General features: G+C 59.7%; 25 protein-coding genes. 12 read left to right on the top strand and 13 right to left on the bottom strand.

The window, feature by feature from the left end:
• Positions 1–3: 3 nt before the first annotated feature.
• The 4 genes from AAIH70_RS13270 (at position 4) to AAIH70_RS13255 (ending at position 3,076) form a co-directional block, all read left to right on the top strand.
• Positions 4–1,185 carry an acyl-CoA dehydrogenase family protein gene (locus AAIH70_RS13270; protein ID WP_132275014.1) on the top strand — a complete coding sequence of 394 codons (1,182 nt, stop codon included), beginning with the start codon at positions 4–6 and terminating at the stop codon, positions 1,183–1,185.
• A gap of 28 nt (positions 1,186–1,213) precedes the next feature.
• A complete protein-coding gene (msuE, locus tag AAIH70_RS13265; protein WP_132275016.1) occupies positions 1,214–1,774 on the top strand; it encodes an FMN reductase in 561 nt (186 codons plus the stop codon).
• A gap of 30 nt (positions 1,775–1,804) precedes the next feature.
• Positions 1,805–2,809, top strand: coding sequence for a C-terminal binding protein (locus AAIH70_RS13260; RefSeq protein WP_132275019.1), 1,005 nt, complete (start codon positions 1,805–1,807; stop codon positions 2,807–2,809).
• A gap of 114 nt (positions 2,810–2,923) precedes the next feature.
• Complete coding sequence (locus AAIH70_RS13255) at positions 2,924–3,076, top strand: hypothetical protein (RefSeq protein ID WP_165932038.1); 153 nt, start codon at positions 2,924–2,926, stop codon at positions 3,074–3,076.
• Between the two features lie 6 nt (positions 3,077–3,082).
• Here the strand turns inward: AAIH70_RS13255 and AAIH70_RS13250 are convergent, their stop codons facing one another.
• The 4 genes from AAIH70_RS13250 to AAIH70_RS13235 form a co-directional block, all read right to left on the bottom strand.
• Positions 3,083–3,838 (bottom strand): ABC transporter ATP-binding protein, encoded by a 756-nt coding sequence (locus tag AAIH70_RS13250; protein ID WP_132275022.1) that lies wholly within the window; start codon positions 3,836–3,838, stop codon positions 3,083–3,085.
• Positions 3,835–4,788: an iron chelate uptake ABC transporter family permease subunit gene (locus AAIH70_RS13245; RefSeq protein ID WP_430034459.1), complete on the bottom strand. Its 954-nt coding sequence runs from the start codon at positions 4,786–4,788 to the stop codon at positions 3,835–3,837. The genes AAIH70_RS13250 and AAIH70_RS13245 overlap by 4 nt, the downstream gene beginning before the upstream one ends.
• A 4-nt stretch (positions 4,789–4,792) precedes the next feature.
• Positions 4,793–5,755: an ABC transporter permease gene (locus AAIH70_RS13240; RefSeq protein WP_430034457.1), complete on the bottom strand. Its 963-nt coding sequence runs from the start codon at positions 5,753–5,755 to the stop codon at positions 4,793–4,795.
• An 84-nt stretch (positions 5,756–5,839) separates the two neighbouring features.
• Positions 5,840–6,769 (bottom strand): siderophore ABC transporter substrate-binding protein, encoded by a 930-nt coding sequence (locus AAIH70_RS13235; protein ID WP_132275030.1) that lies wholly within the window; start codon positions 6,767–6,769, stop codon positions 5,840–5,842.
• 179 nt (positions 6,770–6,948) lie between these two features.
• On the opposite strand from AAIH70_RS13235, the gene AAIH70_RS13230 reads away from it, so the two are divergent.
• Entirely contained in the window at positions 6,949–8,451 is a 1,503-nt protein-coding gene (locus AAIH70_RS13230; protein ID WP_132275031.1) for a glycosyl transferase family protein, read from the top strand.
• A 65-nt stretch (positions 8,452–8,516) separates the two neighbouring features.
• Here AAIH70_RS13230 and AAIH70_RS13225 read toward each other — a convergent pair whose 3' ends face one another.
• The 3 genes from AAIH70_RS13225 to AAIH70_RS13215 form a co-directional block, all read right to left on the bottom strand.
• Positions 8,517–10,646, bottom strand: a complete 2,130-nt coding sequence (locus AAIH70_RS13225) for a TonB-dependent receptor domain-containing protein (RefSeq protein WP_132275033.1) — start codon at positions 10,644–10,646, stop codon at positions 8,517–8,519.
• A 203-nt stretch (positions 10,647–10,849) separates the two neighbouring features.
• Positions 10,850–13,279: a glucose/quinate/shikimate family membrane-bound PQQ-dependent dehydrogenase gene (locus tag AAIH70_RS13220; RefSeq protein ID WP_165932039.1), complete on the bottom strand. Its 2,430-nt coding sequence runs from the start codon at positions 13,277–13,279 to the stop codon at positions 10,850–10,852.
• A 342-nt stretch (positions 13,280–13,621) separates the two neighbouring features.
• Complete coding sequence (locus AAIH70_RS13215) at positions 13,622–14,068, bottom strand: MarR family winged helix-turn-helix transcriptional regulator (protein WP_132275873.1); 447 nt, start codon at positions 14,066–14,068, stop codon at positions 13,622–13,624.
• A gap of 56 nt (positions 14,069–14,124) precedes the next feature.
• Here AAIH70_RS13215 and AAIH70_RS13210 point away from each other — a divergent pair, with 56 nt between their 5' ends.
• From AAIH70_RS13210 to AAIH70_RS13200, 3 genes are read left to right on the top strand one after another with little or no spacing between them, the layout of a single operon-like run.
• On the top strand, positions 14,125–14,877 hold the full coding sequence (locus AAIH70_RS13210; protein ID WP_132275875.1) for a DUF899 domain-containing protein: 753 nt from the start codon (positions 14,125–14,127) through the stop codon (positions 14,875–14,877).
• Positions 14,878–14,919: 42 nt separating this feature from the next.
• The gene (locus tag AAIH70_RS13205; RefSeq protein WP_132275877.1) at positions 14,920–15,384 is read left to right on the top strand and encodes a DUF1579 domain-containing protein; all 465 of its coding nucleotides are present in this window, start codon (positions 14,920–14,922) and stop codon (positions 15,382–15,384) included.
• Positions 15,385–15,417: 33 nt separating this feature from the next.
• A complete protein-coding gene (locus tag AAIH70_RS13200) occupies positions 15,418–16,242 on the top strand; it encodes a VOC family protein (RefSeq protein WP_132275035.1) in 825 nt (274 codons plus the stop codon).
• A 174-nt stretch (positions 16,243–16,416) separates the two neighbouring features.
• On the opposite strand, the gene AAIH70_RS13195 is transcribed toward AAIH70_RS13200, so the two are convergent.
• The 3 genes from AAIH70_RS13195 to AAIH70_RS13185 all read right to left on the bottom strand — a co-directional run bounded on the left by AAIH70_RS13195 (position 16,417) and on the right by AAIH70_RS13185 (position 19,784).
• A complete protein-coding gene (locus AAIH70_RS13195; protein ID WP_132275037.1) occupies positions 16,417–16,800 on the bottom strand; it encodes a DUF779 domain-containing protein in 384 nt (127 codons plus the stop codon).
• 323 nt (positions 16,801–17,123) lie between these two features.
• Positions 17,124–18,632, bottom strand: a complete 1,509-nt coding sequence (gene adh, locus AAIH70_RS13190; RefSeq protein ID WP_132275038.1) for an aldehyde dehydrogenase — start codon at positions 18,630–18,632, stop codon at positions 17,124–17,126.
• A 189-nt stretch (positions 18,633–18,821) separates the two neighbouring features.
• Entirely contained in the window at positions 18,822–19,784 is a 963-nt protein-coding gene (locus AAIH70_RS13185) for a helix-turn-helix domain-containing protein (RefSeq protein WP_245519180.1), read from the bottom strand.
• A gap of 167 nt (positions 19,785–19,951) precedes the next feature.
• Between AAIH70_RS13185 and AAIH70_RS13180 the strand changes: the two genes are divergently transcribed.
• The 3 genes from AAIH70_RS13180 (at position 19,952) to AAIH70_RS13170 (ending at position 21,251) form a co-directional block, all read left to right on the top strand.
• Positions 19,952–20,233 (top strand): hypothetical protein, encoded by a 282-nt coding sequence (locus tag AAIH70_RS13180; RefSeq protein ID WP_132275040.1) that lies wholly within the window; start codon positions 19,952–19,954, stop codon positions 20,231–20,233.
• A 161-nt stretch (positions 20,234–20,394) separates the two neighbouring features.
• Positions 20,395–20,709, top strand: a complete 315-nt coding sequence (locus AAIH70_RS13175; RefSeq protein WP_132275043.1) for a hypothetical protein — start codon at positions 20,395–20,397, stop codon at positions 20,707–20,709.
• Positions 20,710–20,804: 95 nt separating this feature from the next.
• On the top strand, positions 20,805–21,251 hold the full coding sequence (locus AAIH70_RS13170) for a DoxX family protein (protein WP_132275046.1): 447 nt from the start codon (positions 20,805–20,807) through the stop codon (positions 21,249–21,251).
• Positions 21,252–21,750: 499 nt separating this feature from the next.
• Here AAIH70_RS13170 and AAIH70_RS13165 read toward each other — a convergent pair whose 3' ends face one another.
• Together AAIH70_RS13165 and AAIH70_RS13160 are read right to left on the bottom strand one after the other, a co-directional pair.
• Positions 21,751–21,960 carry a hypothetical protein gene (locus AAIH70_RS13165; protein ID WP_132275048.1) on the bottom strand — a complete coding sequence of 70 codons (210 nt, stop codon included), beginning with the start codon at positions 21,958–21,960 and terminating at the stop codon, positions 21,751–21,753.
• A 288-nt stretch (positions 21,961–22,248) separates the two neighbouring features.
• Positions 22,249–23,181: a VOC family protein gene (locus AAIH70_RS13160; RefSeq protein ID WP_132275051.1), complete on the bottom strand. Its 933-nt coding sequence runs from the start codon at positions 23,179–23,181 to the stop codon at positions 22,249–22,251.
• A gap of 120 nt (positions 23,182–23,301) precedes the next feature.
• On the opposite strand from AAIH70_RS13160, the gene AAIH70_RS13155 reads away from it, so the two are divergent.
• Positions 23,302–24,201: a LysR family transcriptional regulator gene (locus AAIH70_RS13155; RefSeq protein ID WP_132275055.1), complete on the top strand. Its 900-nt coding sequence runs from the start codon at positions 23,302–23,304 to the stop codon at positions 24,199–24,201.
• A 67-nt stretch (positions 24,202–24,268) separates the two neighbouring features.
• Here the strand turns inward: AAIH70_RS13155 and AAIH70_RS13150 are convergent, their stop codons facing one another.
• Positions 24,269–24,970, bottom strand: coding sequence for a gamma-glutamylcyclotransferase (locus AAIH70_RS13150; RefSeq protein ID WP_132275881.1), 702 nt, complete (start codon positions 24,968–24,970; stop codon positions 24,269–24,271).
• Positions 24,971–25,033 lie beyond the last annotated feature (63 nt).

Genomic DNA, 25,033 nt, shown 5'->3' with positions numbered 1-25,033 from the left:
CGCATGTCCCATCATCCCATCGTTCCCGAGGAAACCGTCCGCATCATCGCGGAGGCCGCACCTGAGGCGGATCGCACCGGAGAGTTTCCGTGGACGGGTATTCGTGCCGTACATGCGAGCGGGCTTCTGGAAACGACCGTTGCCACCCGTTATGGCGGCAAGGGCGGCACACTTGCGGATGTCGGCCACATTCTGGCGGCACTTGGACGCGGCGATCCGTCGGTGGCGCTGATCAGCGCCATGACCATCTTCAACCATCTCGGACAGGCGACCAAAAGCCATTGGCCGGAAGATCTCTACAAGCGCCTGCTGGCGGAAGCCGGGCAGAAGCCGCTTCTGCTCAATGCCGCGCGTGTGGAGCCTGAACTGGGATCGCCCGCCCGCGGCGGCCTTCCGGCCACCATCGCTCGACGCACCGCGACCGGCTGGTCGATCACCGGTCGCAAGCGCTTCGTGACCGGCGCCCATGGCCTCACGCATTTCCTCGTCTGGGCGCATACCGACGAGACACCCGCTCGCGTCGGCACGTTCGTGGTGCCGAACGGATTGCCCGGCATTCATGTGATCGAAAACTGGAACAGCCTCGGCATGCGCGCCACCGGCTCGCATGACGTCCAGTATAGCGATGTCGCGATCCCGGCCGGCAATGCCATCGACCTCGTCGACCCATCGGCGGCGCAGCAGGACAACCGCGCCCATGCCGCCTTCAATCTGGCGCTGACCGCGATCTATCTCGGTGCCGCCGAGGCGGCGCAGGCCGCCTTCATCCGTTTCGCGCATGAGCGCGTGCCGGCCAATCTCGGACATCCGATTGCGCGCACCGAACGGTTCATTACCCTTTCGGGCGAAATCGACCTTCTGGTTTCCGGTGCCCGGCAGATCATTTTCGATACGCTGGAACACAATAGTGTCGATGCCGAACGGCTGATCCGGGCGAGATTGCTGGCCGGCCGGCAGTTGCGCGATGCCGTGCAGCTTGCGGTGCGCAGCATCGGCAATCCGGGCCTCAGTGCCGACCTCGGCATCGAACGGCATTTTCGCGATGTCCAGTCGGTGTTGGTTCACGCGCCACAGGAAGACACATCGGTGGCCATCCTCGGCCGCGCAGCATTCGGCCGATGGAACCACGAGCAAACCGTGCAGGCAGCCTATCCGGACACACTGCCCATCCTCAAAACCGCATGACAGCGATCAAGTCGCGAAAGGAATTTCTATGAGCAACGATCTTATCGTCGGTTTTTCGGGCAATCTCTCCCGCCCGTCGAGCACACGCCGTTTTGTCGAGAGCGTGACCGAGCAGTTGGGACGGCAGACGGGCCTCAGCCACGTCGTCTATGATGTCGAAGACCTCGGCACCTCGCTTGCCGCAGCCCGCTCGGTTTCCGACCTTAATCCGGCCGCCAGAAAGATCATCCGCACGATCATCGAGGCGGAAGCGCTGGTCATCGGTTCGCCCACCTACAAGGGCAGCTATACCGGCCTGTTCAAGCATGTTTTTGATCTGCTCGATCCGGCAGACCTGCGCGGCAAGCCGATCATTCTGACGGCAACCGGCGGCGGCGAGCGGCATTCTCTGGTCGTCGAGCACCAGCTTCGTCCACTGTTCGCATTTTTCGAAGCCTTCGTTCTGCCGACCGCGATCTACGCTTCCGGCCGCGATTTCACCGATGGTGTTGCCTCTCCGGTCATTCTCGGTCGTGTCAATCAGGCACTGGCGGAAGCCTCGCTTCTGGTGAAGGCCCGCGCAGCGGTGACAGCGATTGCAGCGGAATAAAGCCGGAAACCCGATATCCGCAGGATCGACATGACAGATGCCAGAAAATATGTGGTCGGCATTACCGACCACATGATCGGTTCGCCCGATCTCGAAGCGGACATCCTTGGGGACGATGTCGAGATCGACTTCTTCGCAAACACCGATGAAACGACGTTCGATCCATCACGACTGGCAAGGCTCGATGCCCTGATGGTGTGGGGCGCCCGGCTGGGGCCGCGCAGCATAACAAGCCTTACCCGTTGTCGCGGTGTGGTGCGTTATGGCGTCGGCTACGAGAAGATCGACCTTGCGGCGCTTGCCCATGCCGGCATTCCTTTCGCCAACAATCCCGATTACGGGACGGAGGAAGTCGCCGATCATGCGCTGGCTATGATCCTGTCGCTGCACCGGCGCCTGTGGGAACACGATTTTCGTGCACGCACCTACACATCCGGCTGGCAGGTTCATAGCCTGAAGCCACTTCCGCGCTCCAACAAGGCAACTGTCGGCGTGGTTGGTGTCGGCCGCATCGGCACGGCAGTGGTCAACCGGCTGAAACCTTTTGGCTTCCACATTCTCGGTTACGATCCCGGCCAGCCGCCCGGTCATGAAAAGGCAATTTCCTACGAGCGCACCGACCGTCTCGACGATCTGTTGGCGCAGTCCGACATCGTTACCTTTCATTGCCCGGCGAACGCCGAGACACGCGCCCTGCTGGATGCCGAAGGCCTTGCGCGCCTGAAGCCCGGCGCGATCATCGTCAACACCGCCCGAGGCGAGCTGCTGGATGATCTCGATGCACTGGAAGCGGCGTTGCGCAGCGGCCATCTTGCAGCCGCTGCCATCGATACGCTGGCTCAGGAGCCTCCTCCGGCTCACCCTTTGCTCACCGCATGGCGGGAGCGCGAGGAATGTCTGGCCGGACGGCTGGTGATCACGCCGCACAATGCCTTCTATTCCGACCACGCCGCCATCGAGATGCGCACCAATGCGGCACGGACGGTGAGAATATTGCTGGATGAGGGCCGATTGCGAAACCGGATCGTGGAGTAAACCCGCCAATTCACGGTAATTCCTGACCGATACCGTAGAAATACGCAGTTGCCGCTTGGCCTGCCTGACATCCGCCCTAGTTATATAACGGGCGGCAACAAAGAGGTAAGAACAATGGCACTGGCCGACAGGATCGCAAAATTCGAACAGACCAACCAGGTCGCATTCGGGATCATCGAGGCGGAAGCTGCAGCGCGTGAACAGAAGACCGAGAAATTGCGTCAGGCGCGCCTGATGCAGACGCGCAAATCCGACAACGATGATTGATCGGGCTCAATAAAACGTGGCGATGCGATTGCCGTCGAGTTCATGCACCTTGAACTCGGTGGCGTAGATTTCCGAGAGAATGTCTTCGCGAACGATCTCGGCCGGTGGCCCCTGTAGCAGAAGCTTGCCATCGCGCATGACCACGATGTGGTCGGAATAACAGGACGCGAAATTGATATCGTGCAGAACGACCACGACCGTCTTGCCGAGATCGCGCGCAGAACCACGCAGCAGCTTCATCATCGATACCGAATGGCTGATATCGAGATTGTTGAGCGGTTCGTCGAACAGCATGTAATCGGTGTCCTGACACAGGACCATCGCCACGAAGGCACGCTGGCGCTGGCCGCCCGAAAGCTCGTCGATAAAACGGTGACGGAAATCACCAAGCCCGAGATAGGCGATGGCACGCTCCACATGATCGCGATCTTCGAGCGTCGGCCGTCCCTTGCTGTAGGGGTAACGGCCGAAAGTCACGAGATCGGTAACCGTCAGGCGGGCAGTCAAATGATTGTCCTGCCGCAGGATGGACAGCCGTTTTGCCAGCACATCACCCGAAACCTTTGTTACGTCGAGGCCATCGACCATGACGGTACCCGCATCCATGGGCATCAGCCGTGCGATCATCGACATCAGCGTCGATTTGCCGGCGCCATTGGGACCTATGATCGAGGTCAGGCCACCCTTCGGCAAGGTCAGCGTGACACCATCGACCACGAGCGATTTGCCATAGGATTTGCTGATTCCGGCGATCTCGATCATCGGTTGCGCCCTTTCAGAAGGAAGAGGATGAAGAACAGGCCGCCGGCAAACTCGATGATGATCGACAAGGCCGTGTCGAAGGCAAAAAGCCGTTCCAGAATGGTCTGCCCACCCACGAGGCAGAGAATGGAGATCAGCACGGCGGCCGGCAGCGTATAGCGGTGGCGGCTGGCCGGAATGATCAGATAGGCAAGATTGGCGACCAGAAGGCCAAAGAACGTGACCGGCCCCACCAGCGCGGTGGAGACGGAAATCAGGATGGCGACGAGGATCAGGATCCTCGTGGTTGCCGCCTGATAATCGAGCCCCAGCGAGATCGCCATGTCGCGGCCAAGCGCCAGCACATCGAACGTGTCGCGCATGCGCCAGATGAAGAAGGTGACGCCCGCCACAAGCGCTGCGGAAACGCCGACAAGCGTGCCGTCGGTGATGTTGAAGCTGGCGAACAGCCGGTCCTGCAACACGACGAAATCGTCGGGATTGATGATCCGTTGCAGGAAACCGGACAGGCTGCGGAACAGCACGCCGAGCACGATGCCGACCAGCACCAGCAGATGGATGTTCTGCGCATGGCCGGAAAACAGAAACCGGAACAGCAGCAGCGAGAAGCCGATCATGGCCGCCACTTCGAGAACGAACATCAGCCGCGGATCAATGGCAGAGGTTGCCGCCGCGCCGAGAGTGAACACGAGAACCGTCTGCAGCAGCACGTAAAGCGCATCAAAACCCATGATCGAGGGGGTGAGGATGCGGTTGCCGGTAATGGTCTGGAACAGCACGGTCGATACCGAAATCGCATAGGCCACGATCACCAGGGCGGCGAGCCGCGTACCGCGGAAACTGAGGACGAATGACCAGCTTCCGCGTGCACCAAGTGTCATGAAGGAGACAGCCGAGATCAGGGCCATTGCGGTCAGGATGGCAAGGGTGATCAGCGAGGTCTTGCGCAGCGCTTCAGGCGACACGGTTGCGCCTCCCCAGCAGCAGATAGAGGAAAAAGAGGCTGCCGACGATGCCAAGAACCGCACCGACCGGGATTTCGAACGGGGCATTGATGACCCGCCCGATGATATCGCAGACAAGCACGAGGGCTGCGCCGCACAGGCCGATCCATGGCAGGCTGCGGCGCAGATTGTCGCCCATGATCATGCTGACGACATTCGGCACGATCAGCCCGAGAAACGGCACGACGCCGGCGGTGACGACGACACAGGCCGTCACCATCGACACGATGACGAGACCGAGTGTCATCACCTTGCGATAGTCGAGCCCGAGATTGCTGGAAAAATCCTCGCCCATGCCGGCGACTGTGAACCGGTCGGCGGCAACGTAGGCGGCGATGGTCAGGGCAAAGGCAATCCAGAGGATTTCATAACGGCCGCGCAGAACGATGGAAAAATCGCCGCTCGACCAGGCGCCAATCGATTGCAGCAGATCAAAGCGGTAGGCGAAAAACGTGGTGACCGCACTGATCATGCCGCCGAGCATGATGCCGACCAGCGGTACCATCAGGATGGAGCGCAAGGGAATGGCGCGCAGGATGGACAGGAACAGCGCCGTGCCGGCCATGGAGAAAGCGGCGGCCACCAGCATCTTGAAAATAACCGGCATATCCGGTGCGATCAGCAGCACGGTGAGCATCCCGAGGCTCGCCGATTCCACCGTGCCGGCGGTGGACGGTTCGACAAACCGGTTGCGCGCCAGCATCTGCATGATCGTGCCGGCGATCGCCATGCCGGAGCCGGCCAGAACAAGGGCAATGGTGCGCGGCACGCGGCTTGCCGCCAGCACCATCAGATCCCGCTGGTCCGCTGTGCCCGAAAACAGATCAAGCGGAGACACATCGCGCACGCCGACGAACAGGCTCACAACGGCCGATAGGAAAGTCAGCAGCAGGGCGGGCAGGAACAGTTTCAACGGCAAAATCTGGATATTCCGGAAAAGGTTGAACCGCGCAGGGTGGCGCGGTTCATTCAGCGAACGATGTGGCTGGCTTCTACGTTAGTTACTGGCGATTGCCTTGGAAAGCTGATCGACGCTTTTCTGCATAGCGGTGATACCGCCACCAACGAGATACCAGGCGACCGGATCGAGATAGACGACATGGTTGTTCTTCCATGCCGTCGTCTGGCCGACGACGTCGTTGTCGAGCATCTTCCTGGCGGCGCCATCACGGCCGATCGCGGCATCGCGATCGATCACGAACAGCCATTCCGGGTTCTTTTCGAGGATATATTCATAGGAGGTCGGGTTGCCATGTGTTCCCTTGGCTCCGGTCGTTTCCGCCGGCACGAAACCGTAATCGGAAAACAGCATGCCGAAACGCGAGTCGGGACCATAGCTGCTCATCTTGCCACCCGTGGTCAGCACCAGCAGCGACTTGCCCTGCTGTCCGGCCTTGGCCTTCAGATCGGCCGTCGAGGCGGCGAGCTTTTCAAGCAGCGCTTCCGCTTCCTTTTGCTTGCCGAAGATCTTGCCGAGGTTGCGAACATTTTCCTGTGCTTCGGGAAGGAACTTCTCGGCACTGACGGTCAGATCGATTGTCGGGGCAATCTTGGCAAGATCCGCATATTTTGCGCTGGAGCGGCCGGCAACGATGATCAGGTCCGGTTCGGCGGCATTGACGGCTTCGTAATCCGGCTCGAAAAACGTGCCGATCTTGGCAACATCTTCACCGGCATATTTGGAGAGATAGTCCGGCTTGTTGCCGGCAGGTACGCCGGCCACATCCACGCCAAGCGCAGTCAGTGTATCGAGCGTTGCGAGATCGAAGGTCAGGACCTTCTTGGGGACCTGCGAAAACGTCGTCTCGCCCTTGGAATGTTTGATGGTGACGTCGGCGGCTTTTGCCTGAAACCCGGAAAACCCGAGAGAAATGACGCCCGCCATGACGGCCATGGCAAATCGGGAGGGCCGCTTCGTCGTCTTCATGTCCATTCCTTTGTCATGGCTGATACGGTCGCGGATCAATGCTGCGTTATCAGCCGAAACTTAAGTTGAGTAATTATGTACACTTATGTAGGGAGTGCTTAAGGGTCAACCGATGTCATTTAGAGACGATCTAAATTGCGCATCGGACAAATCGATGGGCATGACGGGAACGAACAGGCATGGCAGGTGACGGGCATGGCCTCGGCCGGAAAGTGGATGACAGTGGTGCGGGCGCGTTCAGCCAGGTCAAATTGCTGGTGGCATTTGACGCGCTCCTGCGCGAAGGCAGCGTCAGCCGCGCCGCCGCCAGCCTGAAACTGCAGGTTTCCGCCGTCAGCCGCATGCTGTCCGATCTGCGCAAGCTTTATGACGATCCGATTTTCATCCGCACCGGGCAGGGCATGCGGCCCACCCCCTTTGCCGAAACCCTGCGCCTACGGGTTCGAGGGCTGGCGTCCGAGACGGAAGTGCTGCTAGCCGCGACCAACGGCACGCCTTTGGCTAAATCCGCCGTCTTGCCGGTGGCAGACCATGTAACCGCGCCTCTCTCACCCGCCCCCGTGCCAGACAATTGGTCGGTCGAAACCCGAACCGGGATCATTCCGCTTTCGGTCACACCGGCGGATCAGCTTGAAGCGGCACCGACACCTCGCAGCAAAGCCATCCGCATGGCGACAATCGGTGACAATGCTGATCCGCACCGGCGGCTGGCACGCTATATCGCGACAACGGCGCCGGGACCGGGCCAGAGCCGGCCACTGACGCAGGAAGAAGCACGCGATGCGCTCGCCCTCATCCTCGACGGCCAGGCCGATCCATTGCAGATCGGCGCGCTGCTGATGACGATCCATTATCGCGGCGCGAGCGCCAGCGAACTGGCCGGTTTTGCCGAGGCGATCCGCAATACGATGACGATCCCCGCCCGCTTCACCCGGCCGGATCTGGACTGGCCGGCCTATGTCTCTCCCAAGATACGCACGGCACCATGGTTCCTGCATGCGGCCCGGTTGGTGGCGATGGCGGGTCACAAGGTGTTTCTGCATGGCCATTACGGCAGCGGGCCGGAAAGTGGCAAGCTGGAGATGGCGGCCGAAGATTGCGGAATTCCCGTTTGCCTGACACTCGCAGAAGCGAGCGAAGCGCTAAACCACCAGGGGATCGCTTTTGCCCCGCTTGGTGCGCTCGCGCCGCAGACGCGCTGCCTGCTTGGCCTGCATGCGATGTTCGAAATGCGCAATCCGCTGCATTCCGCCATCCACATGATCAACCCGCTCAGCGCGAAAACCGCGATCCTCGGAGCTTCGCAATCATCGCGGCGTGACCTCTATCGAGACGTGGCGCGTCATCTTGATCTGCCCAATATCGCCTTGATCGGATCGGTTCGAGACGTGGCGGAATATACGCCAGGCCGCATGGTCAAGATCTTTCGCATGGCCTCCGGCGTGGACGCGGATACGACGGTTGCGGCTGGCAGGAAAGTCAAGCCGGGCACCAGCGGCATGCTGACCCAGCGGGAATACTGGCAGGCCATCTGGTCAGGTGCCGCCCGCGACGAATGGGCCGAAGCGGTGATACTGAAGACCGCAGCCGTGGCGTTTCTGGCACTGTCCGGCGATCCGCAGGCACGGTTCGATGATTGCGTGAAACGGGCTGGTGAACTGTGGGCTGAGCGCAAGCGATAGACCACCTGCGGCGAAACAGGAAAGGCAAACGCGAAGCTTTTCCGCGTTTGCCTTGATCTTCACGCTCAGAACGTCTTGGTGACGCTCAACCAGAACCGACGGCCTTCCATCGTGGTGTTGAAGTCCGTCTGCTCCACCTTCTTGTCGAAGACGTTGTAGATGGCGCCGTTGACCGTGACGCTGTCGTTGATTGCGTATTTCGCGCCGAAATCGACCATCGTGTAAGGATCGTATTTTCGTCCGGCAGCACCATTGATGGTGACAGGCGTGCCGCTGGTGCCGATGCGCGCGCCCGACGCGATTTCCTCGCCGTGATAGTTCACCGATACCCAGGTTTCCAGCCCTTCGACCGGTGTTATCCAGTCAGCGCGGACATTGGCGATATGTTCCGGAGTGCGCGCCAGCGGGAAGCCGGCATAGGCACCGGTCTGCTGTTCCGAGTGCGTGTAGGTATAGCTGCCGCGGAAGGATAGATCCGGGGTCGCATGCCAGGTGGCGGTCAGTTCAAGCCCTTGGATGATCGCATCGTCGATATTGTAGTTGTACCAGAGACGGTAGTTCGGATCCTCGCTCCAGCGAACCGGATTGCCGGCTGCATCCGTTACCAGCGCATTGGCGATCTTGTCCTTGAAGTCGGTGTAGAAATAGGTGGCGCCGAGGCTGACATCGCCATTGTCCCACAAGGCGCCGATTTCGTAGCTCGTGCTCGTCTCGGCCTTGAGGTTCGGATCTGCGATAATCACTCCGCAAGTGCCGGTCGGGCCGTAGGAGCAACCGCCGCCGCCGGTCGTGTAGACATAACCTGGCGCGATGCTGCGGATATCCGGCGCACGAAATCCGGTGGAGATACCGCCCTTGATCGTCAGATCGTTGGTGGCATTCCAGACGCCATAAAGGCGTGGGCTGAGGTGATAGCCATATTCTTCATGATGATCGCTTCTCAGGCCCCCGGTGAGGGCGAAATCATCGAAGATGCGCCATTCGTCCTCGGCAAATACGGCCCATTGCGTGGCCGAAAAGGCCTCCGTGACACCAGTGCGGCGGCCGGGATTCTGGTCGCGCAGATGCGCTTCGAAATACTGGCCGCCGGTGACAAGCGTGTGCGACCCGAGCAGTTCGAACGGCGTCGTGAATTTGCCATCGATGACAGTGTTGCGGATTTCCGGTGCTCGGGCATTGCGGTCGAAGGCATCGCGAGACGGATTGAATGTGTAGTTCTCGCGCTGTGCCCATTCCTGCAGAATGGAGAATTCCGACGTCGTCGGCCCCCAGCGGCCGGTATGCGACAAAGACCAGTGATCACGACCATTCTGGTTATAGGTGCCATTGGCACCGGCGGCCAGCGTGTTGGGTGCGGAGGCTTCGCGGCGGACATTCTGGCGACCGGCTTCGAGGATAATGTCGTGGTCTTCGTTGGGCGTCAGCGACAGACGGCCGGTAAGATCGAATTCCTTGGCCGATGTCGTGCCGCTCAGGAAACGGTCCTCGGAGCGGGTGAGGCCTCTTCCCCAGATCTGCAGGCCGAGCGTATCCTGAATGACCGGACCATTGGCGTAAAACGAGCCCTGCCCGGAATTTCCGAATTTCGAATGCTGCTGGATCGTCGCATCGGTGCTGACGCTGCCCGACCAGACATCAGAAACTTTTCGGGTGATGATGTTGATGACACCGCCCATGGCATCGGATCCGTAAAGCGACGACATCGGGCCGCGCACGACTTCGATCCGCTCAATGGCGGCAGCCGGCGGCATGAAATTCTGCTCGTAACCGGAATTGCCGTTGGTACGCGCATCACGCGTGCTCTGTCGTTTGCCATCGACAAGGATCAGCGTGTAGGAACCCGGCAGACCGCGGATAAAGATATCCTTTTCGTTTGCAACGCCGGTGACGGCGACGCCCTGCACCTCTCGCAGCGCATCCGTCAGATCGCGATAAGCGCCTTTTTCCAGATCTTCGCGGGTGACAACGGTAATGCTCGCCGGCGCTTCCTTGACGTTCTGCGCAAAACCGGATGCGGTAACGACAAGCTGTTCAAGAACGGTTTCTTCGCCTTCCTGTGCATAGGCTGCGGGTGAGAAACCGAGAGCCGTTCCGGCCAAAGCCAGAGCTATATAGCGATTTGAGATACCGGCTTTTGCCTTACGCGTTGCGGTGTGACGATCGAGCTGGGACCCCGGCTCAACAAAATACTGCATCATGTCCCCCGACATTAATATGACAAAACAAGTCCACTTAATGAATGGGGCTCTGAGGGGTCAATTCGGATGTTTTAGAAGAATTCCAAGTTCTAAAATACGCAAAGTCATGACCTCCTCGAGAGGTGGAGGTTTCCTTACTTCACCAACGAAAAATGCCCGGCTCATCACCGGGCATCTTCATATTCAAACGGCGATACCGATCAGTTCGGCAGCGCGTAGGCGATCACGTAATCACCACGATCGGGCGACTGGCGGGCGCCGCCGGCCGAGATGACCACATACTGCTTGCCCGTCTTAGGCGACTTGTAGGTCATCGGCGTGCCCTGGCTGCCAACCGGCATGCGGGCCTTCCAGATTTCCTTGCCCGTCGCCGAGTCGAAGGCGCGCAGATAGTAGTCCTGCGTGGCGGCGAAGAAGACCAGGCCGCCCTGGGTGGCGAGCGAGCCGCCGATGGTCGGCATGCCGATCGGGATCTTGACCCCCATCTTGATGCCGAACGGGCCAGTGTCTTCCACCGTGCCGAGCGGCACCTGCCACTTGATCTTCTGGCTATCCATGTCGATCGCCGTCAGCGAACCGAAAGGCGGTTCCTGGCAAGGAATGCCGAGCGCCGACAGGAAGCGGTTCTTGTCGACCGCGTAGGGCGTGCCCTTCATCGGCACGACGCCCATGACCGTGTTGGTGGCTTCCGAACCGCTGGAGACAGCGGTGGTCGGGGCGGCTTCCTTCATCTGGATCCACAGGCCGAGGCGCATGTCGTTGACGAAGATGGTGTTCGTCGTCGGGTCGGTGGAGAAACCGCCCCAGTTCATGCCACCCAGCGAACCCGGAAAGTTGAGTGCCAGATCCGTGCCCGGAACCGTGTAGACGCCATCATAACGCATGCCCTTGAAGGCGATACGGCACAACAGCTGGTCGAACGGCGTTGCACCCCACATGTCGCTTTCGGTCAGCGTCTGTGCGCCGATCTGCGGCATGCCGACAGACAGTTTCTGCGTCGGCGAGTAGGGTTCGTTAGGGATCTTGCCCGGAACGACCGGAACGTCCGCAACTTCCGTCAGCGGCTGGCCGGTGGCGCGGTCAAGCACCCAGATCTGGCCGGCCTTGGTGCCGAAGGTCAAAGCCGGAACCGTGGAACCGTCCTTCTTCTTGAAGTTGATGAAGGAGGGCTGCATCGGGGTGTCGAAGTCCCAGAGGTCGTTGTGAACCGTCTGGTAGACCCACTTTTCGCGGCCGGTCGTGGCATCGAGCGCCAGCATGGACGCGCCGTACTTGTGGTCGAGCGCCGTGCGGGTTGCACCGTAAAGGTCGACCGACGGGCTGCCGACCGGCAGGAACACCGTGTTGGATTCCGCGTCATAGGACGTGCCGGCCCAGACGTTCGGGGTCGAACGCGTATAGGTCTGGCCTTCCGGCGGAAGCTTGGTGATTTCCGGGTTGCCCGGATCGAATGCCCAGCGCAGTTCGCCGGTCACAACATCGAAGCCACGCATGACACCGCCCGGCATATCCACCTGGACGTTGTCGGCGATACGGCCGCCGATGATGATCGTCGTGCCGGCCACGGTCGGGGCTGCCGTCAGAACATATTGCGGGTCAGCAGCAGCACCGAGACCAACCTTCAGGTCGACGCGGCCATTGGTGCCGAAATCCGGGCAGAATGCGCCGGTATCGGCATCAAGCGCGATCAGTTCCGCGGTGATCGTGTTCATGATGATGCGGCGCTGGCAAATCGCACCTTCGGCAACCGTCACCGGGGTGACAGGCGTCGAACCATCGATCGTCGGCTGCACGAGCGGTGCGGCCGCGTCGAAATAGGCGAGGCCACGGCAACGCATCCAGACGGACGACTTTGCATTGATCTCGTTCTTCCAGATTTCTTTTCCGGTATCGGCATTGATGGCGATGACGTTGTTGTGCGGCGTGCAAAGATAAACGCGATCACCGATCTGCAGGGGCGTCAGCTGGTCTTCGGCACCGCCGCCGCCGGGGCTGATCGGGGTGTCACCGGTGCGATAGGTCCAGGCAACCTGAAGATCCTTGACGTTGTCGCGGGTGATCTGGTCGAGCGCTGCGAAGCGCGAACCGCCATTGGTGTTGCCGTAGGCTTCCCAGTTCTTCTGTTCCTTGGCCGGGTCGACGGGCGTCAGCGGCGCCGGCGTACCGGTGAAGGCAACGGTCGGATGCGGAACGAACATGCCGGCGAAACCGGCAGCCGAGGCAACGGCCAGAACGGCTGCAATCGCGAAGGAGGCGAGATAGGCGGGGGTCTTGCCGGCTGCCTTGCGCAGCAGCGGGAAGCTGAGTGCAACAACCGTTGCGCCGACGCCGATCGCGAGAAGACGCGAGATCAGCGGCCAGAAATCAAGGCCGGCATCCCAGATCGCCCACACAATGGTGGCGACGGTAACAAGGCCGAACAACAGCGCGCCTGATGGCTTGCGCAGAATGGTCAGCACACCGGAAAGAATGATGACGAGGCCGGCCAGCAGGAAATACCAGCTGCCACCGAGAGAGACGAGCTTACCGCCGCCGACGGCGAAAAACAGGCCCGCGAGAACGAGAACGGCACCGAGCACGAACAGCCATACCTTGGCTATCGTGGACAGGGCGCCCTGAGAGGCTTTCATTTTATCCCTAGCTCCAGTTTTGGATTCGACAGAGTCGACAGTGGAGGCCCTCGGCAGCATCAGGAGCGAAAAAAAGGATCAATTGCGACTACCGTGCTTCTGTTGAAGGCGCGCTGGCGGCATGCAGGCTCACGAAGAGACCGGCGGGTCGGGAGCGTCCTTGCGAGGACTTCATGACGCGGCATGCGCCCTCCCCTGCGCAAACAGCGACGGGCATTTCAAGCCCGTGCATGCGGTATAATGCCGCCTGCGACAAAATTGCAAGAGATTGTATGTACTATTTCGTACACAAACCGTTCACAGTTTTTGCATGTGTGCAAACATGCTGTTGTTCTCGTCTTTTCAGCGCATTGCAGCAAGCTTTTCGCGGGCGGACTGGCTGCCGCCGTGACCGAGTTCGACGTCGATTTCTTCATGCACGCGCGTCCAGATCGGCAGTGCCGCCGTCAGCATCGCCATGCCGGCATCGGTCAGCATCAGCAGTCTGCCGCGGCGATCTTTTGGGTCGACCTCGCTTTTCACAAGCCCGCGCCGCTCGAGAATCTTCAGCGCTGCAGTCAGTGTGGTGCGGTCCATGGCAAGCAGATCGCAGACGGATTTCATCGTCGCCGGCACAGGGCGATTGAGCGACATCATCAGCGAAAACTGGCCATTGTTCAGACCGATCGGCTTCATCGCCACATCAAAACGACGGGCAAGCGCACGCGCTGTCCTTTGCACGTGCAGACACAGGCAGGTGTCGCGCACATGCAGCGTGGTGGAGAACGGGATCGAATCGATATTTGACAGCATGAGATAACCATGTTGATATCAACCTAATCTGTCAAGGAAGAGGAGACCTGATGATGGATACAACTGTTTCCCCAACGAATGCCGTGATCGACCGCAACGAATGGCGCGATGCCCGCCTGAGATTGCTGGAACTCGAGAAGGAGGAAACCCGCCTGCGCGACAAGGTGCGGGCGGCGCGGCGGGCCCTGCCATGGGTGAAGGTGGCAAAGGACTATGCCTTCGACACCCGGACCGGCCGCAAGACGCTGGCCGAGCTTTTCGAGAACCGCAGCCAGCTTCTGGTCTATCATTTCATGCTCGGCCCCGATTGGGAGGAAGGCTGTATCGGCTGTTCCTTCTTCTGCGATCATATCGAAGGGGCGCTGCCGCATCTCAACAATCACGATGTCACCTGGATCGCGGTATCACGTGCACCGCTGTCCAAGATCGAAGCCTATCGTCACCGCATGGGCTGGAATTTCCCCTGGGTGTCGTCCTTCGGCAGCGAGTTCAATTACGATTACGACGTGTCGTTTTCGGCGCAAGAGCGGGCATCCGGCAGCGTCGAATACAATTACCGAAACGTGCCGACCGACCAGATCGCCGATGAGGAACACGGCATGTCATCCTTCTATCGCGACGCGGAAGGCGAGATCTTTCATACTTATTCGACCTATGCCCGCGGCGGCGAAGAAGTCTGCGGCACGCTGATGCTGCTCGACCGTGCGCCGCTCGGACGCAACGAAACCTCGACGATGAGTTTTCTCAAACGCCACGATGAATACGGGCAAAAGCCCGACAAGGCGCATACATCCTGCTGTCACTGAAGCCACCAAGGATAAAACGACATAAGGGAGGAAGACATGTCGATGACAATGGCAAAACCCCGCGCCGAACACGGCTTTCTCGACAGGCTTGTTGGCACATGGGATGTCACGTCCGAAATGAGCGAAGGCACACCATGGGTGGAAAACGTCCGCTCGCTCGCCGGCATATGGGTGATTGCCGAAGGCAATGGCGAGATGCCGGGCGGCGAAGGCCCGGCGACCACTGTGCTCACCCTTGGCTTCGATGCCGCCAAGGAAAAATATGTCGGCACATGGCTCGGCTCGATGATGGATAATCTCTGGGTCTATGAAGGCGAGATCGAACCGGACGGCAGGACGCTCAGCCTTTACACGACGGGCCCCTCGATGAGCGGCGACGGCATGGCCGATTATCGCGAGCAGATCACCTTTCTGACCGACGATCACCGCACCTTCACGTCCAGCGCGAAGCAACCGGATGGCAGCTGGAAATACTTCATGGAAGCGCATTATCGGCGTAAGGCCTGAGCTGACACGACAATAAACAGTGAGGAGACGACAATGCTTCAGACCGCCTCGAACACACGATCCGAAACGCACGGCAAATTCATCTGGTGCGAGTTGATCACGTCGGACACCAAGGCCGCCGGCGATTTCTATTCGACCGTCATCGGCTGGAAGGTCAACGAAATGTCGATGCCGGGGGAAACGGGCTCCATGCCTGCCTATTTCCTGTTCGAGATGGGCGAAGGCGACAATTGCCCCGGCATCGGCGGCATGATGGATTTTCCGCCGGAACTGGAGGGCAAGCTGCCGCCGAACTGGACCGGTTATGTCGCCGTCGACGATGTCGACCAGACCTGCCGTGACTATGTGGCGCATGGTGGCCACGTGCAGCGCGAGCCGGACGACATTCCGGGCGTTGGCCGCTTTGCCGTGGTGGCCGATCCGCATGGCGCGGTGCTGTGTATCATGACGCCGATCCCACCGGAAAATCCGCCGCGTGAACTGGCTGCGACCGATCCCGGCAATGTCGGCTGGCGCGAGCTTTATGCCGGCGATGGTGATGAGGCATTTCAATTCTACGCAAAAATCTTCGGCTGGACGAAAAGCCATGACGTCGACATGGGGCCGATGGGCGCCTATCGCATCTTTGCCCATGGAGGCGAGATCACCGGCGGCATGATGACCCGGCCGGAAGGCGTGCCGGTGCCCTGCTGGTGTTATTACTTCAATGTCGAAGCCATCGATGCGGCGATCGAACGCGTGACGGCCGGCGGCGGCGAGATCGTCAACGGTCCCGTGGAAGTGCCGGGTGGCAACTGGATCGTGCAGGCGCTGGACCCGCAGGGCGCGTTTTTCAGCCTGACGGCAGCCAAGCGGTAAACCACGCAAATTTCATCACGACAGAAAATGCGGGGACGGCCGGCAGCAATCACAGCGGGACCATGCAGACGGTCCCGCTGAGGCCGCATGCCGATCAACCGAACCCTGTTTCACTGCGGCCGTCCCGCGCCGGGGCTGGGAGGCACCCCGGATTTTCCCCTCAAAGCCTACGGATCATGCCCGGGCGGCCGGCACCGCGCAGGCCTCTCCGCCGCCGAACATGCGAGAGCGGGTGAGGAACCGTTTTTCCCGACCGTTATCGAGCGAGAACATGCCGCCGCGGCCCGCAACCACATCGATGATCAGTTGCGTGTGTTTCCAGGCTTCGAACTGGCTGGCGCTGATGAACACCGGCACGCCGCCGATTTCGCCCAGTTTCACGTCGTGATCACCGACGATGAAATCGTCTGTCGGATAACACATCGGCGACGAGCCATCGCAACAGCCGCCGGACTGGTGAAACAGGATATGCGGATGATCCGCCTGGATTTCGGTGATCAGGGCAAGCGCCGCATCGGTGGCGGTAACGCGGGGTTCGCCGTTGATGGTGGTTTCCATGAAAATCCTTTCTGGAGGATGGGGCGACGACGGCCCCTCATCCGGCTCGCTTACGCTCCGCCACCTTCTCCCCGTTTTGACGGGGAGAAGGAAAATTGGTCAGCGCCTTGCCCCAAACGATCGGAGCAAACAGCCTGCGGGTAATCTCATTCTGTGCGGAGAGATGGGGATATCGCTGACGTAGACGATCGAGCCCGGAATTGGTCCTGCCGTGGCGAAAATGGTGGCTTCGAGAACCGGAGCGCAGTGGACTTAATGTCCATGAGCACCGGAAGCGGAGAAGACGCCATTTGCAGCCGGGCAGGGCCAATTCAGGCCGATCGTCAGAAGAAGCCGAGCTTCTTGGGGCTGTAGCTCACCAGCATGTTCTTGGTCTGCTGGTAGTGATCGAGCATCATCTTGTGGGTTTCGCGACCGATGCCGGACTGCTTGTAGCCACCAAATGCCGCGTGCGCCGGATAGGCGTGGTAGCAATTGGTCCACACGCGCCCCGCCTGGATCTCGCGACCGAACCGATAGGCGCGGTTGCCATCGCGGGTCCACACACCGGCACCGAGGCCGTAAAGCGTGTCATTGGCGATTTCGAGGGCTTCCGCATCGGTCTTGAAGGTGGCGACAGACACGACAGGCCCAAAGATTTCCTCCTGAAAGACGCGCATCTTGTTGTGGCCGGCAAACACGGTCGGCTTGATGTAATAGCCATTGGCCAGTTCGCCGCCGAGATCGTTGCGTGTGCCGCCGGTCAGAACTTCGGCGCCTTCCTGTTTGCCGATGTCGAGATAGGCGAGGATCTTTTCCATCTGCTCGTTGGAGGCCTGCGCGCCGATCATCGTGGCGGCATCGAGCGGATTGCCCTGCACGATCGCTTCCACACGCTTCACTGCCCGCTCCATGAAGCGGTCATAAATGCTCTCATGTACCAGCGCACGGCTGGGGCATGTGCAGACTTCGCCCTGGTTGAGCGCGAACATCGCAAACCCTTCCAGCGCCTTATCGAAGAAATCATCATCTTCGTTGGCGACGTCGGCAAAGAAGATGTTGGGCGACTTGCCGCCCAGTTCCAGCGTCACCGGAATGAGGTTCTGGCTGGCATATTGCATGATCAGCCGGCCTGTCGTCGTTTCGCCGGTAAAGGCGATCTTGGCAATGCGCGGGCTGGACGCCAGCGGCTTGCCGGCTTCGAGGCCAAAACCGTTGACGATATTGAGGACACCCGGCGGTAGAAGATCACCGATGATTTCAGCCCAGACCAGCAGCGAGGCGGGTGTCTGTTCGGCCGGCTTGATGACGACGCAATTGCCGGCGGCAAGCGCCGGCGCCAGCTTCCATGCCGCCATCAGGATCGGAAAGTTCCACGGAATGATCTGGCCGACGACACCGAGCGGCTCATGAAAATGATAGGCAACGGTATCGTTGTCGATCTCGCCGATCGAGCCTTCCTGTGCGCGAATGCAGGAGGCGAAATACCGGAAATGGTCGATCGCGAGCGGAATGTCGGCCGCCATGGTTTCGCGGATCGGCTTGCCATTGTCCCAGGTTTCCGCCTGGGCCAGCACTTCCAGCTTGTCCTCCATCCGCTGGGCGATCTTCATCAGGATGTTGGAGCGTTCGGCCGGCGCCGTGCGGCCCCATTTGTCCTTGGCGGCATGGGCAGCGTCCAGCGCGGCGTTGATGTCCTTTTCATCGGAGCGCGGAATTTCGCACAGCTTGCCGCCGGTGACCGGCGTGATGTTGTCGAAATATTTGCCGCCGATCGGCTCTCTCCACTCGCCACCGATATAGTTGCCGTATTTCAGCTTGAACGGCGATTCGACGATTTTCTGATGCAGCATGGAATTATCCTCCCTGATATCCAGCTTCATGATCGCGACCGGTCGGTTAAGACCGCGCTTGAGAGGAAATCTGCGTTTTGTCAGGACGGACGGAAAGCCGGCCATGACGATATGGCGGCGCACACTGTCGCAAGCCTGCGACAGTTGCCGGGCACAAACCATGCCGCGATGCGGCAATACCGGGTCAGATCAATGCAGGCCGAACCGCTTCATCTTGCGGTGAAGGGTGGCGCGGCTCATGCCGAGCGTGATCGCCGCCTGCGAGACATTGCCGTTGGCGCGCGACAATGCACGCGTCAAAGCGGCACGTTCGGCCTCGACGAGATCGCGGGCTGCATCGCAGGAGACTTCATCGAGCGCGTCTGCCGCCGGAATGCCGGCTGCAATCCTGACATCGTCGAGCTTCAGGGCAAGCCGTGCAGCACGCGTGGCGCCGATCACCATGTCGTTGCGATCGACGGCAATCAGGGCAGCGGCACTATGGGCCGCCTGTGGGACCATCAGGAAACGCGCACCGGGAAAAGCCGAACGGAAAAGGTTCAGCTCGATACGCAAAGCGGCGTCGCGCACCGTTTGCGAAATGATAGACAACACGGTTTCGTTGACATCTTCCCGGCAGGTGGAAATGTCGAGCGCCGCCGCCAGCTCACCACGATGATCGCGGATCGGTGCCGTGGTGCAGGACAGCCGGATATTGGACGAGAAGAAATGCTGATCACGAAAAATCGAAACGGCGCGTTCGTCGGCCAGGGCAGTGCCGATGCCGTTGGTGCCGATGCTGGCTTCGGTCCACACCGATGACGTCCAAAGACCGAGATCGTGAAACGCCTTGTCGTCGCCGGCAGCGCCACGACGCTCCAGCGCTACACCGTTTTTGTCGGTGAGGAGAAGGCAGCAGCCCGACCGACCGACGGTGGAAAACAGCCGGTCCAGCTCGTCGCTCGCCTCGGCAATCAATCGCTCCGAGGCCTGTCGCGCCTGCAGGAACTGTGCCTCGGTCAACCGGTTCGGCCTGCGGTTATCCTCCGGCGCCAGATGGTGCATGACCATGCAACGCCGCCAGGAAGCGACCACGGGGGAACTTGCCGCAGCGGCATTGCCGGCGGCACTCGAATAGACATGATCGGCATGCGCCATCGGCGGTAGCGTCATAGGCACACCTTGCCCTGCCTGCGAGAAACGTGCATCGGGTCCTCCTCCACGAGACACGAGGGTATTTTCCGTAAATTAGCAATTGATGCGATCGTCATCAAGGGGCGGAGCCATCACGCTGTGGACGACGAACTGTCCAAAAGGAAAAGCCCCCAAACGTTCCCGTCGTGGAAGCCTTTCTCAATATGTCGCAAACCGTCGGCATCCAGAAGGCAAGAGAAACTCCCGACCTCGCCTGGGATCTCATCGACATGGCGCTACAGCCGGGGCCACAAAGCTGCTGGGGATCGGATCTCCAGAACGCTATGGCGAATGTGAACGTCAAGTACCGCGACGGCGTCGAAAAAAGGATCACGCCGCTCAGCGAAGCCCTTGTGCCGCCCTACGCACAAATCAGCGAATTGAGCGACAAGCGGACAGACCAGTGGAACCGGATCGTCGGGCAATAAGGCGCTTTTTCGAAAACGCGACGGCCATGATGGTCGTCGCGCTTAACAGAACAAGGCCAACCAACTGAGAGATGCGTTTCCCATCGACCGGAACTGCCTGTGACGCGATTGTGTAGACCTCCAAATTGACAATCGCCACCGGCGATTTTACGGAGAGGTGGATGATTATCGGTCGGCTTTGCATTGCCTTTATCTTGTTCATCGGCATGGCACTTTCCACAAGTGCGCAGATGCCGAGCGATTTTGCCTGCCCGTCCAAAACCTATCTCCAGTCATGCCCGGTCGATGCTGGGTCGGCAACAGAACCTTCGTCCTCTTCGGAGCGCCCGTGCCCAGCGAAGGCGATACTTGCCAAAGCCATGCCTGAACGCGCCGAGAACGTCACTGTCATGAGCTATCATCATGAACCCGCAACCGATCTCATGGGTGCGGTGTCAGGCGGCATCGAGCGCCCTCCCAAATCCTCTCAAAGCTGACACCCTCTGGGTTATTCATCCTGAAAATCAGCAGAACCGCGATCGCGATGGTTTGGAACCGTCGTGAAGATCGACGGTGATATGAGAGATTGACAATGTCTATTACGAATTCACGCGTTCCCGAGCGTATTCCCTTCCTGCGCCCGGTCTACCTCGCCCTGCACAACCATGCCGAAACCCTCATGCGGGTTCTGTGCGGCGTGATCTTTTCCGTTCACGGTTTTCCGAAGATAATGGATCCCTACAAGGCCGTGGGCCTGGTCGAAGGACTTGGCTTCTATCCGGGCGCCTTTTGGTCGCCGCTCCTTTCCTTCACGGAATTCTTCGCCGGGATTCTTATCGCCGTTGGCTTTCTGACCAGACCTGCCGCTGTCGCGGCGACTGTCATCCTGCTCGTCACGGTTTATGCCCACTGGGTCCATATGGGTCAGGGTTATAGCGGCGCGGAGAAATCGATTCTCTGGGTTGCAATGACGATCTTTTTTGCTGTTCGAGGTGCCAACAGCCAGTCGATCGACGCGAAGCTTGGTCGTCAATTCTAAAAGACTTGGGAGCCGGCGCCTAACCGCGCTGGCTCCCGGCCGGCTCTCCGAAACAGAGAGCTATGAGAACGGATTTTTTCGAGTGATGGCCTGATCGGCACGGGGTTGCGCACGCCGATGGCAATTAGAACGCCCGCGGAGATCAGCACGGCTCTGCCGTAGATATAGACACCGCCTCGTTGTCGCATGCGATTTCACCACGCGCACCTCGAGTATCCGTTTTAATCAAAAGGAATTTGAGCGAGAGGCCGCCCGGCCTGCGGAAACGGGTGGGCGCACGCGACGCGAGATCGTGGATGATCTGGGGATCGCGCTGTCGACATTGACACGATGACTGAACCGCCACCATTGCCCGATACATCGATGGTTTTTGCAATGCCATACAGCGGCATTCGACGTTCGATTATTTAAGCCTCGCACAGTTCGCGAAACTGGCCGCATGAACTGAAAATGCCTTTCCACATTTCCGAATAAAGCCCAAGAATTGTTACCGCCGCCGTTACAGGCCCATCGCCTGCGGCTGCGAGATCGCCGCGCCGTGATGGGCATCCGTCAGATGTGTGAGATCGGACGCCAGCTCCGCTTCGGTTGGGTCACCCATCTGCCACATCCGCACCAGTTCCTGCGCAGCCGCAATCGCCAAAGGATCATCCAGCGATACCTTGTTCTTTTCACAAAACTGATCGAGCACTCGACGTAATACGAGCATTTGCCTCTCCTGGAGCGCGACAACTTTCACTGCGCCACATTTGAGAGACGAAACGGACGAGAATAAGGTTTCAGCCCGCACGGCACATCAACATCGGATCACATTAAAGCTAGCAGTACGTCGCACCCATTCCGCCTCACATCCTGCCGCTTTGGCCAAATTCTGACATTCCCCAACTGAGAAGAGGCTTATGATATCGCCAAGAGCCTGGGTTACGGTGTCTCGCACACCAAGCATTGACAGCGCCGCAAGGAATCTGCGGCGCTGCGGATCGATTTCATCCTCAAATCAGGCGGCGATCGGCTCCAGATTTGCCTCGATTTCCTCGCGGAAATTCTCATAGCGGCTCGGCAGCTTGAGTGCTTCTCCGAGATGTGCCGTGTCCTCGTCGCGATCGAAGCCCGGTTCGTTGGTTGCGATTTCGAACAAAATACCGCCCGGCGTGCGGAAATAGATCGCCCAGAAATAGTCTCGGTCGATGACCGGCGTGACCTGATATCCGGTATCCATCAGCGCCTTGCGCACTTCGAGCTGCTTCTCGCGATTGTCGACAGCAAAGGCGATATGGTGGACGGAACCAGCACCTTGGCGGGCAAACGGCGTCTTCGGCAGGGCGGCGAGATCGATCGTATCGGCGCCATTGCCGCCAGGAATGATAAATCGCGTCACATCGCCCTCCGCCTCACTGCGCTCATACCCCATGAAACGCAGAAGCTCTTCGGTTGCCGCCGTGTCATGGAGATTAAAACGCGCGCCTGCAAATCCGCGGATTGCGACATCGTCGGCGACGCCCTCGCTGACCCAGGCAGCGCGCTTGTCATCAGCCGTTTCGACCAGCGCAAAACCATCGCCATCGGGGCCGATAAAGCGCAGCCGGTCTACGCCGAACGCCGTGTCCGTCTCTACGCCGGCCACACCCTGGGCTGCAAAGCGCTCCTTCCAGAAGGCCAGAGCTCCCTTGGGAATTGCGAACTGCGTTTCGCCAACCTCACCGACGCCGGGGCGGCCGAGCATCATGTTGGGGAACGGAAAATAGGTCATGACGGTGCCCGGCGTGCCGTTCTCGTCACCATAATAGAGATGGTAGACACTCGGGTCGTCGAAGTTGACGGTCTTTTTCACGCGGCGAAGGCCGAGCGTGTCGGTAAAGAACCGGTTGTTCTGGCGAGCATCGGATGCCATCGACGTAATGTGATGCAGTCCCTTGATATCCTTGATCATGGCCGTTGCCTTTCTGCGTTGGCGGTGTCCGTGTTGTTGGAATGAGATTTAGACCCATTGCCCGCCGCGCTGAATTGCAATATTTCTCTCGAATGAATTGCACTTTTTGAAACAATAGCGATGAACGACTATAAAGCTCTCAAAACCTTCCTGCTTGCCGCCGAAAAACGCAACTTTGCCCAGGTTGCCCGCGAACTCGACATGACGCCGGCCGCAGTGACGCGAGCGATCGCGGCGCTCGAGGATGATCTTGGCGTGCAGCTGTTCGTCCGGACGACCCGTCAGGTGTCGCTGACAACGGATGGGGCGGTGTTTGCCGCGCAGGTTCAAGGCGCAATCGAGGCGTTGGAAAAAGCGCGCAAGGACGTGCGAAACGCAAACAAGGCCGACCAGGGGCGGCTCAGGATCAGCGCGCCGACCTGGTTCGGTAAGGCGGTTCTGCCTCCTATCCTCTCCGGCTTTCGCCAGCTCTATCCGAAGATGAGCTTCGAAATATCGCTATCGGATGGATTGGTGGACATCGTTGACGACGACTATGATCTGGCGATCCGCATTTCGTCTCAGCCATCGGACAAATTCACGATCTGGCGCAAGATCCGCGTCGTGCCACGCATTCTGGTTGCAGCTCCGGGGAGCCGCTACGTCGACATGCAGCACCCGAACGAGCTGACGCCCGACGATTGCCTTGCCTATAGCGGCGAGAGCCGACGTGAGAACTGGGTTCTGTCGGATGGCGGGTCCAGCATGACGATCTCAGCGGGTCGCGCGTTCAGCGCCAATAGCGGGGAGGTTCTTGCCGACATGGCCGCGGACGGTGCCGGCGTCGCCATGCTGCCTGGGTTCCACATATCGGAACATTTGCGGACCGGCCGCCTGGTTCATGTCCTTCAGGGCTGGGCACCGCCAGAGTTATGGCTCACACTATACTACCCGCCGTATCAGGCTCTGCCTCCGCGCATCGCGTCCTTCTCCAAGTTCTTCGAGGAACAGGTGGCCTCGCACATGACGATGCTGGATTGAACGATGAGGCGTGACCAAACTCGAACACGATGTTCTGACCTGCCAAGAACGCTGGCGGCCACGTCGATTATGCTACAGGCGCGGCATTGAACGAGGCCGTTTCGAAGTCAAGGATCTCCTGTGCGACAAGGGCCTGAAGACGCCAGAGATTGCGATCGTGAATGCCTTCTGCACGAAGATCGGTGATCGTGTTCAGGAGATATTCCGCGCAGGATCCACCCTCGCCACAAGCACGCGCGAGAAGGTATGCCGCCTCCTGCAATGGCAGTGTCTTGGTCAGTCCTTCCCGCTTTGTACTTGCCCAGAATATTAGCGCTTTGCGCTCGCCTTGCGCTGTCCTGACAGAAACCCACCGCATCATGCCGGTGACCTCCCGATAACGGATCTCGCGTGCGATCAGTGCACGAAGATCACGGTTCCCCTCCTCGCGAGACAGTCCGAAGAGGACACCATCGCATTGGCCGCCGCGTTCAAGCGCCATCATCAGACCGGGCTGATCGCTGGTTGCCCGCCACCGCTCGATCCGCAGCGAGAACGATCGGTGCCAGCCGAACGCGGTGGCGCGTTCGCGGCTGACTGGCTGAAACTCCGGGTTCCAGATCAGCGAACCATAGGCGAATACGGCAATCGGCTGATCGCCCGCCTCGCGTTCGATGCGCGCAACCAGATCATCGAGCTCCCCATCTGACAGTGGCGTCCAACCGGGTTCAGGGCCGTCATCACGAACGGTTCGGATGGTCTGGGCAACAAGTTCGTGGGTCAAAAGCATGATGGTCTCGTTTTCAATTGCGGCATTCAACCAGTGGATAATGCTCCTGACGAAAGGAGCCTC

The organism is Neorhizobium sp. BT27B, from assembly GCF_050455485.1.
GTDB lineage: Bacteria > Pseudomonadota > Alphaproteobacteria > Rhizobiales > Rhizobiaceae > Neorhizobium.
The sequence above is the reverse complement of the archived record's forward strand: the minus strand, read 5'-3'. Positions and strand labels throughout refer to the sequence as shown.